Source organism: Roseibium marinum (assembly GCF_002906165.1).
In the GTDB taxonomy this organism is placed as follows: Bacteria; Pseudomonadota; Alphaproteobacteria; order Rhizobiales; family Stappiaceae; genus Roseibium; species Roseibium marinum.
This window is the reverse complement of sequence record NZ_PPCN01000001.1, coordinates 1,167,694-1,182,551: the sequence shown is the minus strand read 5'-3', so window position 1 is coordinate 1,182,551 and position 14,858 is coordinate 1,167,694. Positions and strand designations below refer to the sequence as shown.

14 protein-coding genes are annotated in these 14,858 nt (G+C 61.4%); 6 read left to right on the top strand and 8 right to left on the bottom strand.

The window, feature by feature from the left end; all coding sequences use genetic code 11:
* Nucleotides 1-4: 4 nt before the first annotated feature.
* The 5 genes from CLV41_RS05540 to CLV41_RS05520 form a co-directional block, all read right to left on the bottom strand.
* Complete coding sequence (locus tag CLV41_RS05540) at nt 5-874, bottom strand: hypothetical protein (protein ID WP_146048508.1); 870 nt, start codon at nt 872-874, stop codon at nt 5-7.
* A gap of 8 nt (nt 875-882) precedes the next feature.
* Entirely contained in the window at nt 883-1,572 is a 690-nt protein-coding gene (locus tag CLV41_RS05535; RefSeq protein ID WP_103221199.1) for a Crp/Fnr family transcriptional regulator, read from the bottom strand.
* Nucleotides 1,573-1,965: 393 nt separating this feature from the next.
* Nucleotides 1,966-2,763: a ChbG/HpnK family deacetylase gene (locus tag CLV41_RS05530; protein ID WP_103221198.1), complete on the bottom strand. Its 798-nt coding sequence runs from the start codon at nt 2,761-2,763 to the stop codon at nt 1,966-1,968.
* Nucleotides 2,764-2,872: 109 nt separating this feature from the next.
* Nucleotides 2,873-4,372, bottom strand: a complete 1,500-nt coding sequence (locus tag CLV41_RS05525) for an ArnT family glycosyltransferase (protein ID WP_208987282.1) — start codon at nt 4,370-4,372, stop codon at nt 2,873-2,875.
* Nucleotides 4,373-4,381: 9 nt separating this feature from the next.
* Nucleotides 4,382-5,524 (bottom strand): glycosyltransferase family 2 protein, encoded by a 1,143-nt coding sequence (locus CLV41_RS05520; protein ID WP_103221563.1) that lies wholly within the window; start codon nt 5,522-5,524, stop codon nt 4,382-4,384.
* Between the two features lie 445 nt (nt 5,525-5,969).
* On the opposite strand from CLV41_RS05520, the gene hisS reads away from it, so the two are divergent.
* Genes hisS through hisG form a run of 3 tightly spaced genes read left to right on the top strand, consistent with a single transcriptional unit; the run spans nt 5,970 to nt 9,563 of the window.
* The gene (gene hisS, locus CLV41_RS05515) at nt 5,970-7,436 is read left to right on the top strand and encodes a histidine--tRNA ligase (RefSeq protein ID WP_103221196.1); all 1,467 of its coding nucleotides are present in this window, start codon (nt 5,970-5,972) and stop codon (nt 7,434-7,436) included.
* 3 nt (nt 7,437-7,439) lie between these two features.
* Complete coding sequence (locus tag CLV41_RS05510; protein ID WP_103221195.1) at nt 7,440-8,591, top strand: ATP phosphoribosyltransferase regulatory subunit; 1,152 nt, start codon at nt 7,440-7,442, stop codon at nt 8,589-8,591.
* 3 nt (nt 8,592-8,594) lie between these two features.
* Nucleotides 8,595-9,563: an ATP phosphoribosyltransferase gene (gene hisG, locus CLV41_RS05505; protein ID WP_103221194.1), complete on the top strand. Its 969-nt coding sequence runs from the start codon at nt 8,595-8,597 to the stop codon at nt 9,561-9,563.
* 99 nt (nt 9,564-9,662) lie between these two features.
* On the opposite strand, the gene CLV41_RS05500 is transcribed toward hisG, so the two are convergent.
* Together CLV41_RS05500 and CLV41_RS05495 are read right to left on the bottom strand one after the other, a co-directional pair.
* Nucleotides 9,663-10,337, bottom strand: a complete 675-nt coding sequence (locus CLV41_RS05500; RefSeq protein WP_103221562.1) for a DNA-3-methyladenine glycosylase I — start codon at nt 10,335-10,337, stop codon at nt 9,663-9,665.
* 144 nt (nt 10,338-10,481) lie between these two features.
* On the bottom strand, nt 10,482-11,189 hold the full coding sequence (locus CLV41_RS05495) for a protein phosphatase CheZ (protein ID WP_208987281.1): 708 nt from the start codon (nt 11,187-11,189) through the stop codon (nt 10,482-10,484).
* A 369-nt stretch (nt 11,190-11,558) separates the two neighbouring features.
* Here CLV41_RS05495 and CLV41_RS05490 point away from each other — a divergent pair, with 369 nt between their 5' ends.
* Both CLV41_RS05490 and CLV41_RS05485 read left to right on the top strand, forming a co-directional pair.
* On the top strand, nt 11,559-12,278 hold the full coding sequence (locus CLV41_RS05490) for a DUF2927 domain-containing protein (protein WP_103221192.1): 720 nt from the start codon (nt 11,559-11,561) through the stop codon (nt 12,276-12,278).
* 262 nt (nt 12,279-12,540) lie between these two features.
* The gene (locus tag CLV41_RS05485; RefSeq protein ID WP_103221191.1) at nt 12,541-13,305 is read left to right on the top strand and encodes a L,D-transpeptidase; all 765 of its coding nucleotides are present in this window, start codon (nt 12,541-12,543) and stop codon (nt 13,303-13,305) included.
* Nucleotides 13,306-13,335: 30 nt separating this feature from the next.
* On the opposite strand, the gene CLV41_RS27720 is transcribed toward CLV41_RS05485, so the two are convergent.
* A complete protein-coding gene (locus tag CLV41_RS27720; RefSeq protein ID WP_170107115.1) occupies nt 13,336-13,476 on the bottom strand; it encodes a hypothetical protein in 141 nt (46 codons plus the stop codon).
* Nucleotides 13,477-13,517: 41 nt separating this feature from the next.
* Here CLV41_RS27720 and clcA point away from each other — a divergent pair, with 41 nt between their 5' ends.
* Nucleotides 13,518-14,858 (top strand): H(+)/Cl(-) exchange transporter ClcA, encoded by a 1,341-nt coding sequence (clcA, locus tag CLV41_RS05480; protein WP_103221561.1) that lies wholly within the window; start codon nt 13,518-13,520, stop codon nt 14,856-14,858.

The following is a 14,858-nucleotide window of genomic DNA, read 5'->3' as shown; positions in this document are numbered from 1 at the left end:
GAAATTATCGCGAAAGCTGCAATTCGCAGACATTCACCGACAACGTCTTTCCACCCTTGACCAGTTTCAAGACACAAAGACCAATTTCCAGAAGCGCTTCAGTCGAGCTGTTTTGGTCTACTGATATCGTGTCTTCAAACGCACTCAGACAATCGGAATGCTGGCGATCCCGGCACGCCTCGTTTCGGGTGATCTCATACATCCATTCAAATTCATCCTCGCGAACGGATGGAAACGTTTCGCTCAGCAGACTCGAATAAGGTTCAAGACCGTTTGAAAGCGCACCCGTCTGCGCAAGCTCTCTTGCCGCACGCACATACTCCCTGGACGGAGTTTCCGATCGTGGTTGCTGCAATTCCTGGAACGTCAATGATAGAGAAAGAAACTGGATGTCCGGGTCGTCCTCATTGCAAAAAAGCGTGAGGAGGTTGCGAAGCGTTATGTAGCGGCTCAGAAAAAGTTGTCGATCCGAAGCAGATTTCCTTTCCGCCACTAAAAGGGCGAGTTCAAGCCTGTTCAGATTTATTACGCCCTGCGGCCTGAAATCCCGAAGAAATTCGCTTGCCTCTTCCGCCTCGCCTGAAGCGTTTTCAAGTCCGGAAAGAAAGTCCAGATAGTTGGCAACCTCCTTGCCGAACGGGTCCAGATCGCTGAGTTTCTTTTTCGTCTCTTCAGGTGTGTCGTCGGAATCCAAAATTTCCTGATAAGACTGTGCACCTTCAATCTCGTTACAGGCCGCCGGCTGAGCAAGCACCGGGGAAGACAGACAGGACAGGAGCATCAAGGAAAGGAATATTCCCAGTTTGCATGGACTTTTCTGGCCGCGAAGCCACCGGCGTGCCGTCTCAAGACCGGAGAGGATAACTCCTCGCACTGTAACTCCTAAAGCGTTGACGCCTGCTGCAGGAATTCCACCTGCTCCAGGCAGTAATAACCGGAAATCCGGCTGATCGTGCCGGAGCGTTTCCAGTCGTTCAGCACGCGGCTGACATTTTCGCGCGCCGCCCCCGCCATATTGGCGATATCGGCCTGGCTGAGCTTGTAGTGGATCAGCACCCGGCCATTCTCGAGAGGCTTGCCGAAAGTTTCCGAAAGCTGCAGCAGGGCCTGCGCGACGCGGCCCGGCAATGGCAGGAAGGAGCGCGCCGCCAGCACGTCGTTGGCATGGCGCAGGCGTTTGCCCACAATCGACAGCATGTGCCGGTAGACTGCGGGATTCTCATCGGAAAATCTCTGGAAAGCGGCCTTGTCGATGAAGGCGACATGCGCTTCTTTCAAGGCAATAACCGTCGCCGAGCGCGGTCGGCCGTCGAGCAGCGCCAGTTCACCGACGAGATCGCCCGGGCCAAGGACGGCCAGAAGCTGCTCGTCGCCGTCAACGGACAGCAGGGAGACCTTCAGCGAGCCTTCGAGCACGGCGTAGCAGCCGTTTCCAGGGTCGCCGTTTTCGAACAGGATCGTGCCCGAGGGCATTTTCATCGCTCTGGCGAGACGCGAAAGGCCGACCGCCAGTTCCGGATCGAGCCCCTCCAGCGAAAAGCTGTTTTTCAAAAAATCCTTGATTTCCGTCACGCATTCCCCCTGCCAGCGAGCGCTGCCGTTCCGAACTTTCGGATATTAACACAATAGCGACAGGTACCTGTCACCTGACCCCGTCTCTCTTGCCCGCAGAACGTGCCGGCTCCTGCCTGCGGGAAAACCGCATGCGGCAGACTGCCCACCGTGCCGGCCAACACCGGACCGGCCAAGGTCGAATAATCCAAATCCATCGTCAAATGCACTTACCGCGATCCTGTGATGTCCATCACGTGCAATCAAGCAAAATATGCCTATATAGTTAGTCATGGAAGCGGGGTTGCCCCTCCCCCTTTCAGACCTCCACGAAAAACGGCTCTGTTCCCCGCAGAGCCGTTTTTTCGTTTCCGATCATGATTTCAGCACCTTGTCCCAGACTGTAGCCAGGCCTCAACGCAAAAAGACATCCTTCTTGTCCAGCGTTTGAAAGAAACGGTCGCTGGACAGAACCTCGTACTGGCATTCGCGTATGGCGATCTTCCTGCGCGGCTCGTCCCGCCTCAGGCGATCATCGGGCCGTCCGGGAATCGCGGCGACAAAACTGCGGTCCGTCATCCCGTCGAAGTGATTGTGCAGCAGCCGCTGCAGTTCTTCGGTGTCGCTGGTTTCCGGCAGGGGAACGGCCTTGGGCAGCATCTGAAGATTGCAGGATCTGGCAAGGTGATTGAGCCGCAAGGTCTTCAGACCGGAGCGTACCGGAGAAACCACCAGCGGCGGCACTTCGAAATCCGCGTGGTCGATGGCCTTGAAGACGATGCGCGCCAGGGCGGTTCTGGCCAGAAGGCCCTCACGCACCGCGACGAAATCAGGCGGGCGCGCCATCAGGATGCTGTAGCGCACCAGCTGCGCATGGGCTTCCTCGAACAGGACCTCGTCCGGCAGCAACCTCAGGAGCGCGCGGCGCTGGAGTTTTGCCCGGCTGAACATGCGCTCGCCATAGGCGTCCTGCATGCGCGCACTGACCGGAAACACCCGGTCGCCGCTGAAGGCCAGCGTCACGCCGAACAGCACTTTCTTGCCGACCTTGTCCGCCGTTTCCTGAAGCGGACGGAACTCCCGCGGCCAGAGTTCGCCTGCGACGATCGCACCGACAGCGCTCAGGCGGCCCATCTCGACCAGCTCGCGCAGCGCGCGATCGACACCGAACGCAAGGCCGTAGTCCAAAGCTCCAAGTGTAATCCGCTTCATGAATTTCCGCAGGCGAGTCGGAGAGATCTGACAATGCGATATCTTCCCTGCGGCATTCGCTGCGGGTTTGCAAGTCTCTTCTCAGGAAGATGTTACGTCTTTTGCCAGCTTATCTGTGCCCGACCGGCTCGAAGACCGGCCCGGTCCGGTCCTCCAGCCTGTAAACCACAAGGTCTTCCAGACGGACACCTTTCACGCTCCGCTCCAGCTCGGCAATCTTCTCCACGACCGCGAATGATTTCTCAAGCTCGCCCGCCCTGTCGCGCCGCGTCTCGGCCACATAGATCCCGGGCCTGTCGAACAAGGTCTCGTCGGGTTCGGGCTGCATCAGATAGCGGATGCGTTCGGTGAGCTGGATCACCGGCGGTCCGTCCTTGAAGAGGAAGTCGAGCTGGCCGTTCAGCCCGTAGCTGGTCGTCGCGACAAAGGCCGCGTTTTCCCGCGAGGCGATGTCGCCGAGTTGCCGGCCGATTTCCGGCCAGCCGCGCAGCTGGAATGTCGGATCCTTGCGGGCGAGCTGCCCGGTGAGCGGCCAGACAGCGTGGATCTGCACCAGAACCGCCAGCAGCAGGCCCAGGACCACACCGCCGCTCGCGATCCCGCGCCAGAAGAGCCTGCCCGGCGGGAGCCTCGCCACGAATACCGCCGCCATCATCGCGAAGGCCGGAAACAGTGGCGCCGGCCAGTTGGCCTGAACGCGGGCATGCAGCGCGTGATAAAGCAGATAGAGGAAGAAGGGCAGCGTGGTGAGCAGGACCAGAGAGGCAGCGCTCTGTCTTTTGCGCAGGGATCCGACCAGCCCTACCGCGCCGAATATTGCCGGGATCGCGATCAGCGGATTGATCAGGCCGATCAGGGCACCGAGAAACTCGAAGATGTATTTCGCCGTGTAGCCGCCATTGCCCGCCCGGCCGAACTGCTTGTAAAAGCTCGCCCAATCATGGGCGTGGTTCCAGTAGAGCACCGGCGAGAAGCACAAAAGCGCGATCAGGCCACCGGCCCAGAGCTGCCAGGCGCGCCACCAGCGCCGCGTCTCCGGCACCCAGCACAGCCACAGCACGATCCCCGCACCGAGGAACAGAACGGAATATTTGGCCAAAAGGCCGCAACCCGCCATGAGACCGGCCACCAGCCACCAGTTGGCGTTTCTGGAGACGGAAAGTTCGGCAAGCGCCCACAGGCTGAGACCCCAGAAGAAGACGGACGGCGCGTCCGGGGTCGCCAGAATTCCGCCGATGCCGACCAGAAGACTGGCGTTGAGAAACAGCACCGCCCAGCCGGCGACCCTTGGATCGAACAGGATGGAAGCGGTGCGCCAGAGCGCCAGCGAACCGATCACACCGGAGACGATCACCAGCGCCCGCACCGCGAACAGCGTATCGCCGAAAACCGCCTGTCCGGCCGTGATCCACCAGCCGATCATCGGCGGATGATCGTAATAGCTGAGTGCCGGATAAAGCCCCCAGAGCCGGTAATAGGCTTCGTCCTCGACGAAATGGGCATTGCCGGCCGCGAAGATTTTCAGGGCGGTCAGCATGCCTACGATCAGGATCAGGCCGGCCGGCCGCAGCATCGGTGGCAGGTCTTGCGTCTTTGCCAAAGCGCTCACGATTCTTTTTTACGCCTTCCGCCAGGTCAGGGCGGAGCTGGCGGCGTAATTCCAGACGGCCCCCATGATGGCACCGGCCGTGCCGGCGAACCACCAGTAGGCCGGGTCGGCATAGATCAGGTTGGCGACGCCCACATTCGCCAGCACGCCGACCGAACAGACGGCATAGAAGGTGAGCAGGCCGATCAGCACCCGCGCGCCATGCAGGCGGCGGTCGCGATAGGTGAGCTGGTTGTTCAAAAAGAAGTTCGAGGTCATTGCAACGAACGAGGCCGCGGTCTGGCCGAGATTGAACTCCATGCCCGAGAGCAGGAACATGCGCAGGGCCGCCAGATGGACGATGAGGCCGCTGGCCCCGACGAGGCCGAACATCAGAAAGCGGACGGAAATGACGTCGCCGAAATATTTGGCGAGCAGCAGGCCGAAATAATCCAGAGTGACCAGGCTGTCCAGCTTGCTTTCGCCATGCCGGCGTTCGCGGAAGGTGAACGGCAGTTCCTTGATCTTCAAGGTGCCACCGGCGCTGGAAACAAGATCCAGCAGGATCTTGAAGCCCTGCGGCGACAGTTTCGGCGCAAGGGCTTCCGCCTTTTCCCGGCGGATCATGAAGAAGCCGCTCATCGGGTCCTTCAAGGTGACGTTGAGCAGTTTCTGCGCGAGGCCGTTGGCCATGTCGGACCCCCAGGCGCGGAACGTGGAAAGGCCCTCGCCCGCGGTTCCGCCTTCAACCTTGCGGCTGGCGACCACCAGATCGGTGTCCGCGGCCTTCAGTTCGGCCAGCATCTTCGGCAACATGGTTTCGTCATGCTGAAGGTCCGCGTCCATCACCGCGACATAGGGAGCCGAGGACGCCAGAATGCCTTCGACGCAGGCGCCGGAAAGCCCCCTGCGGCCGATACGGCGGATCACCCGCACACGCGGATCGCTCAAGGCGATGGCGCGCGCCACCTCGGTGGTACCGTCCGGAGAATTGTCGTCGACGACAATCGCCTCCCAGGCGATGCCGGCAAGGGCGGTATCGAGCAGATTGACAAGGATCGGAATATTGGCGGCTTCGTTGAAGCTCGGCAGGATGACGCTGAGTTCGGCGGCCTCGCCCCCCGGTCCCCGGTCGGCCGGTACTCCGCCTTCTCCGGCATCCGTCTCCGCCATGCGCACAGCTCCGTCCATACCCAACCCTTATCCACTCGCTTGCAGCCAACCCCGGCTTTCCAGCCGCAATTCGCGCGGACCATAGCCCGCCAGTTCTTAAATACAAGAAAACACCGGGTCCTTTTAAGCCGAACCGCGCTGTAAACAAGGCCCCGGCCCGGCTTTCGGCCTTGCCTTCCCGGTCCTGGCATCAAAAACCCGCGCGGTCCGGCTCCCACTTTGCCGCCCCGGCCCTGAGCCGGGGCCCCTTCAAATCGGCGTGGAGGTCCCGGCTCAAGGCCGGGACAGCTCTGGAGGGGGATACGGGGAAACCAGCCGCCCCCGCTTCACCTCCTTGCTCTCAGCCCCTGTTTCGTCTAGGAAAACCGCAACATGCACACTGCCGGACGCCCGGTCCTTTTTCGCGCGCGCACGGCATGGAACCCGCCAGGACCTGTTAGACTTCATGGCCAAAAAACCAAACAAACTGAAGGCGCGCCTGCCGCGCGGCTTCGTTGACCGCTCTGCCGAGGACATCCGCGCCACCGACGAGATGCTTTCGCGGATCCGCGCCGTCTACGAGCAGTACGGCTTCGACCCCGTGGAAACGCCGGCCTTCGAATATACGGATTGCCTCGGCAAGTTCCTGCCGGACACCGACCGCCCGAACGCGGGCGTCTTTTCCGTGCAGGACGACGACGAGCAGTGGATGAGCCTGCGCTACGACCTGACGGCCCCGCTTGCCCGTCATGTGTCGGAGAATATCAACGAGATCCAGCTTCCCTACCGCACCTACCGGGCCGGATGGGTGTTCCGCAACGAAAAGCCGGGACCGGGCCGCTTCCGCCAGTTCATGCAGTTCGACGCCGACACGGTCGGCGCGCCGGGCGTTCAGGCGGATGCCGAGATGTGCATGATGATGGCTGACACCATGGAGGTCCTCGGCATTCCGCGCGGGCAGTACGTGATCCGGGTGAACAACCGCAAGGTTCTGGACGGTGTTCTGGATTCGATTGGTCTTGGCGGCGAAGATCAGGCGGAGCGCCGGCTGATCGTCCTCAGGGCCATCGACAAGCTCGACAAGTTCGGCGTCGAAGGCGTGAGATTGCTGCTGGGCGAGGGGCGCAAGGACGAGAGCGGTGACTTCACCAAGGGTGCGGGGCTGGACGACACCGCAATTGACAATATCGTTGCATTCGTTTCAGGCACCGGCTCTCCCGAGAATGAAGGCGTTGCGGAACTGAACGCCATGGCCTCGATCTTCGAATCTTGCGGTTACGGTGAGGACCGCATCAAGATCGACCCCTCCGTCGTGCGCGGACTGGAATATTACACCGGCCCCGTCTACGAGGCCGAACTGCTGTTCGACGTGACCAACGAAAAGGGCGAAGTGGTTCAGTTCGGGTCCGTCGGCGGCGGCGGGCGCTATGACGGGCTGGTCAAGCGCTTCACCGGCCGCGACGTTCCCGCCACCGGCTTTTCCATCGGTGTCTCGCGGCTGATGACGGCGCTGAAGAACCTCGGCAAGCTGGACACCTCCGACGTGTTGGCCCCGGTGCTGGTCACCGTGATGGACGGCGATGTGGAAGCCCTCGGCCGCTACCAGAAAATGGCGCAGGACCTGCGCAATGCAGGCATCCGGGCGGAGATGTATCAGGGTAACTGGAAGAAGTTCGGCAATCAGCTCAAATACGCCGACCGGCGCGGCTGCCCGATCGCGATCATTCAGGGCTCTGACGAGCGGGACGCCGGCGAGGTCCAGATCAAGGATCTGATCGAGGGCAAGCGCCTTTCGGAGGAAATCGCCGACAATGTCACCTGGCGCGAAAGCCGCCCGGCGCAGATCACCGTCAAGGAGGCGGACCTGCTGACGGCGGTCAAAAGCATTCTGGACGGCCAGGCCGAGGACCGCAAACGGGCGAGCGAGGGCTGATCGATGACGACGGCACAGACAACCGGGCTTGATCCGGCGAAGATCGACGCGGTTCTGGAGCTGTTCAAGGCGGAGGGCCATACCCCTGTCAGCCCGCCGATCCTGCAGCCGGCCGATGTCTTTCTGGACCTGACCGGCGAGGACATCCGCCGCCGTCTTTTCCTCACCAGCGGCACGGACGGTGCCGAGTTGTGCCTGCGGCCAGACTTCACCATCCCGGTCTGCCGTCATCACCTGGCGCGCGCTGCCGCCAAGCTGCCCGCCGCCTATTGTTACAACGGGCCGGTGTTCCGCCAGCGCCCGGACGGTCTTGGCGAAATTCCCCAGCTTGGCGCCGAAAGCCTCGGGCGGACCGACACCGCACAGGCGGACGCGGATCTGCTGGCGCTCTCGGTCCGGGCTCTGGAGACATTCGGTCTCGACGATTGTTCCATCCGCATCGGCGACGAGACCCTGTTCGCCGCCATACTGGAGGGCCTCGACCTTCCGGCCGTCTGGCGCCGCCGCCTGCGCGATCTGTTCGGCGAGACCGACCGGCTTGCCGACGCCATCGGCCGGATGGCCGGCGGATCGGCCTCGGATGACGACAGCCGCGACGTCCGCCTGGGGTTCCTGTCGGCGCTGGAAGGCGCCGATCCGGAAGCGGCCCATGCGGTTGTCGAGGATCTTCTGTCCATCGCCGGAATTTCCGCCGTCGGCGGCCGCACGCCCGGCGAAATCGCCGACCGGTTCCTGGAACAGGCAGCCCTTGCCAGCGGCGCGCGCGGTCACGACAAGGCGGCGGAGACCCTGAATGCCTATCTCGCCCTCAAGTCGGACGGTGCCGCCGCGCCTGGCGTGCTGCGCGAATTCAGCAAGGAGTATGGCCTCGGACTCGATACGCCTCTGGCCGCGTTCGAGCAGCGGCTCGCGGCGCTCGACGCCGGCGGGATCGATCCGGCCCGGTTGGGTTTTGCCGCCGAGTTCGGCCGGCGCCTCGATTATTATTCCGGCTTCGTTTTCGAAATCCATGCGGCTTCCGGAACGGTTGAGGGACCGCTTGTCGGCGGTGGCCGCTACGACAAGCTGGTGACATTGCTGGGCGCGGAAAACGACGTTCCGGCCATCGGCTTTTCCATGTGGCTCGACCGCATTGCCATGAGCGCGAAAGGCTGACCCATGAGCAAACTGATCATCGCCATTCCCTCCAAGGGCCGCCTTCAGGAAAACACCCACGAGTTCTTCGGCCGCGCGGGCCTGAAGGTGGTGCAGCCGGGCGGCGCGCGCAATTATCGCGGCGCCATCAAGGGCCTCTCCGATGTGGAAATCGCCTTTCTGTCAGCCTCCGAGATCGCCCGCGCGCTTGCCGACGGCACCGTTCATTTCGGCATCACCGGGCTCGATCTGGTGCATGAGAACATTACCGCTCCGGAGAGTTCGGTGCATATCGTCACGCCGCTCGGCTTCGGATCGGCGGATGTGGTCGTTGCCGTGCCGAAGGCCTGGATCGACGTGGAGACCATGGCGGATCTTTCCGATGTCGCTTCCGACTTCCGCAACCGCCACGGCCGCCGGCTCAGGGTCGCGACCAAATATGTCACGCTGACACGGGCCTTCTTCGCGCGCCACGGCATTGCCGATTACCGGATCGTGGAAAGCGCGGGGGCAACGGAAGGCGCCCCGGCCGCCGGCTCGGCGGAACTGATTGTCGATATCACCACCACCGGCGCCACATTGCAGGCCAACAACCTGAAGATCCTGCCGGATGGGGTGATCCTGAAAAGCCAGGCCAATCTGGTCGCCTCGCTCGGCGCCGACTGGTCGCAGACCGCTCTTGCGGCGGCACGGGCCATTCTCGACCGCGTCGCGGCGGAAGAAGCCGCCCGTGACGTCAGGCTGGTCAAGGCCGTCGTCGATGACCGTACGCAGGCGCTCAGGTCCGTCAGCCAGATCGGCGCGCTGCAGAGGTTTTCCGACACGCCCGACGGCCATCACGTCAGTGTGCTGTGCCCGAAGGATGTCGTCGCCGACTGCGCCCAGCTCCTCATTGAGGAAGGCGCGGAGACCGTCACCGTGGAAACGCTCGATTATGTCTTCTCAAGGGAAAACCGCCTGTTCGCCCCGCTGAAGGAGAAGGTGGGCGGGTGAGATTTCAGGAGAGCCGGGCCGGCCCGCGTGCTACGCGATGACAATAGCACCCGATATTGCCATCAACGCATTGCGTTAAAGGAACCCGCCCCCTCCGCGTCACACCGGTCTCTTGAAGTCAGCCCGCGCCTGTTCGATCCTCTCCCGGCAGCAGCAGCCTTCCAGGTGATCGTTGACCATGCCCATGGATTGCATGAAGGCGTAAATGGTGGTGGGACCGACGAAGCTCCAGCCGCGTTTTTTCAAGTCCTTCGACAGCGCGGTGCTCTCTTCCGTCTTGCCGAGCGTTCTTGCGGTGGCGAAATCGAGTTTTTCCGGCCGGTTTTCCGGTTTGGGCTCGAAGGACCAGAAATAGGCGGCGAGCGTGCCGAATTCGGCTTTCAACTCCAGGGCGCGTTTCGCGTTGTTGATGGTCGATTCGATTTTCCTGCGGTGGCGGACAATTCCAGCATCCCCCAGACAGCGCTCGACATCGGCTTCGGTGAACCCGGCGACCGTCTCGAATTCAAAATTGGCGAAGGCCGCGCGGAAGGCGTCACGCTTGCGCAAAATGGTCAGCCAGGAAAGACCCGACTGGAAACCTTCCAGGCAGACCTTCTCGAATAGGCGGCGGTCCTCGTCAACCGGCCAGCCCCATTCGCTATCGTGATAGCGCCGGTAATCCTCCAGATTGCCGTGCCACCAGCACCGCTCCCGCCCGTCGCTACCGGCAAGCAGTCCCGTGACCGGATCGCGTTCCGCTTTCACCGTGCCGCCGCTGTCCTGTTCCGCCATGAGCATGCCCTTTATTCACTTTTTGTTCTCCTGTTGGTAAGGTCGAAAAAGCGGAAGCGCAAGGATAAATGGTGTTGCGGAAACCCGGTTCGAAGCAAAAAACCCGGCACATGGCCGGGTTTTTCGAGAATTGTCTGGAAGATGTCAGGCGAACAGGGCGTCGATGTCGTCCTGACTGGCGACGTCCACATCGTTGTCCAGCGACGGGCCGTTGAGCAGCGCAGCATCGCCTTCCTTCTGCTCGCGTTGCTCGATCTCGATATCCTGGAAGCTTTCGATACCGCCCCAGATATCCATCATCTGCGTGATCCGGTCTTCGACGAAACGCAGGGTGTTGACCACCTTGGTGATACGCTGACCGGTCAGATCCTGAAAGTTGCAGGCCTCGAAAATCAGAACGACCTTGTCCTGAATATCGTTTGCCAGTTCCTGGTCCTGGGAACCGAGCCTGGCGGAGAGGGTGTTGGCGGTCTCGTCGATGAACTCGGCCGCGGACAGAATCGATTCCGTCGCTCCCTCCGTGCCGTCCACCACGGCATCCAGTTCATTGGTTACGCGGGTCATCTCCTGGCTTTCGGAGCCGGTGGTCTGATGAAGCGTCGCGATTTCCTTCTTGGTCTGCGCGATTGCTTCATAGATCGCGTCGAGCTCGACCTTCAATTTGGCCGCTTCCGACATTTCCTTGCGGAACTCCGCCAGGACTGTAGCGCTCATGGCTTCCGGATCCATCGCGGCCTGCTGCTGTCCCTCCCCGCTCCGGATCAGGGATTTTACGCTGGCCAATTCTGCCAGGAGCTCCTGATGGCGGCGTTCTTCAGCAAAGGCGGGGCTGTCGGAGGCCCCGGAATTCATGCGTATCAAGCTTTCCGCTCGAAAGGATCTTTTCACCGCGGCCATGCCTACTCCCGTCGCGTGCCTGTACAGGCGTATTCAATTCAGAATGTCCCGCATTTATAGCCCGGGAAGCTTAAAGAATTGTTTTTCCAATGCTTGCCGAAGACGGAGGGGCGTTTTGACCTTTGGTAACCGTTTCTTGGCTTCCCTCTTTCGGGACCATTGGCTATCCTCGCGCTGAATCAATGGGACAGCTCACCGCATGCTCAAGCCAGCCAAAACCTGCCAAATCCAAGAGCTGACGGACCTAGAGCACTTTGAAAGAATACGGGTATCAAATGTCAAATTCGATCCACTAGCGCAACCCGCGAAGGCGAATTGATCTGAATGCGAACCATGCGTCTTCTTTCGACGATCCTCCTTGCAGGATTTCTGTCTGCGGCTCCGGCGCTGGCCGCGAACGATACATTTTCCACGGAAGAACTGCTTTCAGGGTTTGAAAAAACAGTATTCGGCCTAGAGTACCGTAGCTGGAGCTGGCGCCCCTATCTGGTCAAGAAATTCACCCGGCCGGTTTTATTCCAGGTTCACAATCTTTCTTCGCGCGACCGGACACAGACGGTCCACCATTTCGTGCGCGAAATCGACAAACGGGTAGACGGGCTGAAGACGGGTATCGCGCGCGATCCCGCCGAGGCGAATTTCGAGATCTATGTGGTCGACCGCGCCCAGTATGAACGTGTCGTCAAAACGGAAATCTACAAGAGCGAGCGCGCCAACGTTCCAGGACGCTGTCTGGTGCGTGTCGTTTCCGGCCGCAACGGGATCAAACGCTCCGCCGCGGTGATCGTTTCCGATGAAGGGGAATTCCTGTTCAAGCGATGCCTGGTGGAGGAAGTCCTGCAGGGTTTGGGGCCGATGAATGACGACGAGGACCTCACCCATTCGGTGTTTAACGATTCCTCGCGTCACAGCCGGTTCACTGTGTTCGATCAGCTCATTTTGAACATGCTTTACGATCCGCGCATCAGACCGGGCATGTCGTTACAGCAGACGCGGGCGGTTTTGCCTCTGGTGGTGCGTGACGCCCGGCAACGGGTGCGTTAACCAAGGTCTCCACGAAACGCCAAGGATTTCAATCCCGGCGCGATTGAACGCGCGGCCACTCCCTCAGCCACTCCCCCGGCGGGAAGTATTTCATTAAGGCTGTTTCTCAACCAACAGCTAACCATAAGAAACGATTACCGCAATACAATGCGCCGGATTCACCTTTGGCAGAGCCGGCACGCTTATCATCATTTCCAATCCGTTAATCGGCGGCCCGAAAAGCCGCTGAACGTGGTCGATGACAAGTATCAAGAGTACAGCCATGTTCCAATTACGCATTACATCTTCGAAGTTGCTGGTTTTGGCCGGAGCGCTGTTCCTCAACACCGCACTTTCCTTGCCCCAGGCAGTTGCCGGACAGGTTTCACCGCCGCCGCTCGTCCTCAGTCCGAATCTCGCGGAACCCTGGGTGCTGCAATTGCAGCCCAGGGCAAGCCGGCGCGCCGCGGCCCCGGTTCAGCGGCGCCAGGTGGTGCAGCCGCAGGTCCGCCGCGCCAACTGGTGGTCCCCCCGCCAGCAGCCGGTACGCCAACAGCCATTGCGCCAGCAGCCGCAGGCCAGCGCACCGAAGAGCCGCCAGACCGCACCGCAGTTCCTGCCGACGATCGTCGACTATGACGGCAAGCACAAACCCGGCACGATCGTGATCGACACCAATACCCGGCATCTTTATCTGGTCCAGAATGACGGCACCGCACGGCGTTACGGCGTCGGCGTCGGCAAACCCGGTTTCGAGTGGGCCGGGACGCACAAGATCACCCGCAAGTCCGAATGGCCGGACTGGCGACCGCCCGCGGAAATGCGCAAACGCCGCCCGGATCTGCCGACCTTCATGGCAGGCGGTCCGCAAAACCCGCTTGGCGCCCGCGCACTCTATCTCGGATCGACGCTTTACCGCATCCATGGCTCCAACCAGCCCTGGACCATCGGCCACGCGGTTTCCTCGGGCTGCATCCGGATGCGCAACGAGGACGTGATGGACCTCTACGAACGGGTCGGCGTCGGCACCAAGGTCATCGTGATCTGAGCCGGCCTGTCATCGGGGAACTTGCGACCTTCAGGAACCCGGACGGTTCGACCGCCCGGTTTCCTTGAACATCCCGCGTTCGTACGAGCGCGGGCCGCCATTGACCGAAGCTATCACTTGCACGCCTTCCGGTTTGCCCGCAGTTTGTTGATACATCGACTGAATCGCCATTCATTCCCCTTAAAAAGCCGGTCCGAGGCATGACAGAACGCATGAAATTCCTTTCTCCCGGACCGGATGCCGCCTATTTCGTCAAGGCAGCGCTGGTCGGACTGCTCGTTGGAGGTCTCGCGACCGGTTTCCACACCGGAGTGGAATTTCTGTTCGCACACTATGGCGCGCTCAGGGCTTCGCTTGGGACCGGCCTGTTGCCCTACGCGGTATCAATCGCGATCTCCGGGGCGGCGGTCGTCGGAGCGTTCCTTGTGGTCCAGCGCGTTGCGCCGGAGGCAGCGGGCAGCGGCATCCAGGAAATCGAAGGCGCCATGGAGGGCAAGCGGCCAGTCCATTGGACGAGAGTCCTGATCGCGAAGTTTTTCGGTGGCCTGCTGGCCCTTGGATCCGGACTGGTGCTCGGCAGGGAAGGTCCGACCATCCACATGGGGGCCATGACGGCCGAAGCGCTTGCCAGATCGCAAGATGTCTCGCCTTCCGACCACAAGGGGCTTCTCGCAGCAGGCGCGGCCGCCGGTCTGGCGGCGGCCTTCAACGCGCCGCTGGCGGCGATCCTGTTTATCATCGAAGAAACCCGGCGGCAGTTTCCCTTCAGCTACAGGACCTATATGGCGGTCATCATCGCGTCCATCCTGAGTGCGGCGGTCACCGAGAAGCTCACGCATATCGGGCCGCCCCTGCTGGTCGAGGTGTCCTATGTTCCGATCTGGAGCTTCGTCCTGCTTGGCATCCTCGGCATTTTTCTTGGTGCTCTCGGCGTGTTTTTCAACTGGGCGCTGATCGAGGTCATGGACCTTTTCCAAAAGATCCGTGTCGGGTTGCGCTGGCTGCCGGCGCTTGCGGTCGGCGGGATCACGGGCGCACTTCTGATCGCCTTTCCGGACGCGACAACCGGCGGCGAAGATCTGGTGCACGGTCTGGTCACAAGCCATTACGGTGTACTGGCCCTGGTCCTGCTCACCCTGCTGCGCTTTGGCGGCGTGCTGTTTTCCTATGCCTCCGGCGTCCCCGGCGGGATATTCGCGCCGATGCTTTCCATCGCAACATGTGCCGGACTGGCCTTCGGCACGGCTGCGGCGGAGATCATGCCGATGATGGATGACGACTTCCGGGCCGCCTGCGCGGTGGCCGCCATGGGCGGTTTTTTCGCCGCCTCCGTGCGTGCGCCGCTTGTCGGCGTCGTTCTGGTGATGGAACTGACCGGCGCCTACGCCCTGATCATGCCGGTTCTGGTAACCTGCACCACGGCGTCGCTCACCGCGCACCACCTGGGTGGCCGCCCGATCTATGAACAGCTTCTGGAACGTACATTGAGGCTCGCAGGCCAAGTGCCGGACAAACCAACCGAGGACACCCCGATACAATTGGGGACGCTCTAA

What these genes read in the sequence shown, in the direction of transcription:
- CLV41_RS05530 (WP_103221198.1), bottom strand. Translation starts at nt 2,763, where the DNA reads ATGAAGCGGATTACACTTGGAGCTTTGGACTACGGCCTTGCGTTCGGT.
- CLV41_RS05520 (WP_103221563.1), bottom strand. Translation starts at nt 5,524, where the DNA reads ATGGCGGAGACGGATGCCGGAGAAGGCGGAGTACCGGCCGACCGGGGA.
- hisS (WP_103221196.1), top strand. Translation starts at nt 5,970, where the DNA reads ATGGCCAAAAAACCAAACAAACTGAAGGCGCGCCTGCCGCGCGGCTTC.
- CLV41_RS05510 (WP_103221195.1), top strand. Translation starts at nt 7,440, where the DNA reads ATGACGACGGCACAGACAACCGGGCTTGATCCGGCGAAGATCGACGCG.
- hisG (WP_103221194.1), top strand. Translation starts at nt 8,595, where the DNA reads ATGAGCAAACTGATCATCGCCATTCCCTCCAAGGGCCGCCTTCAGGAA.
- CLV41_RS05500 (WP_103221562.1), bottom strand. Translation starts at nt 10,337, where the DNA reads ATGGCGGAACAGGACAGCGGCGGCACGGTGAAAGCGGAACGCGATCCG.
- CLV41_RS05495 (WP_208987281.1), bottom strand. Translation starts at nt 11,189, where the DNA reads ATGAATTCCGGGGCCTCCGACAGCCCCGCCTTTGCTGAAGAACGCCGC.
- CLV41_RS05490 (WP_103221192.1), top strand. Translation starts at nt 11,559, where the DNA reads ATGCGAACCATGCGTCTTCTTTCGACGATCCTCCTTGCAGGATTTCTG.
- CLV41_RS05485 (WP_103221191.1), top strand. Translation starts at nt 12,541, where the DNA reads ATGTTCCAATTACGCATTACATCTTCGAAGTTGCTGGTTTTGGCCGGA.
- CLV41_RS27720 (WP_170107115.1), bottom strand. Translation starts at nt 13,476, where the DNA reads ATGGCGATTCAGTCGATGTATCAACAAACTGCGGGCAAACCGGAAGGC.
- clcA (WP_103221561.1), top strand. Translation starts at nt 13,518, where the DNA reads ATGAAATTCCTTTCTCCCGGACCGGATGCCGCCTATTTCGTCAAGGCA.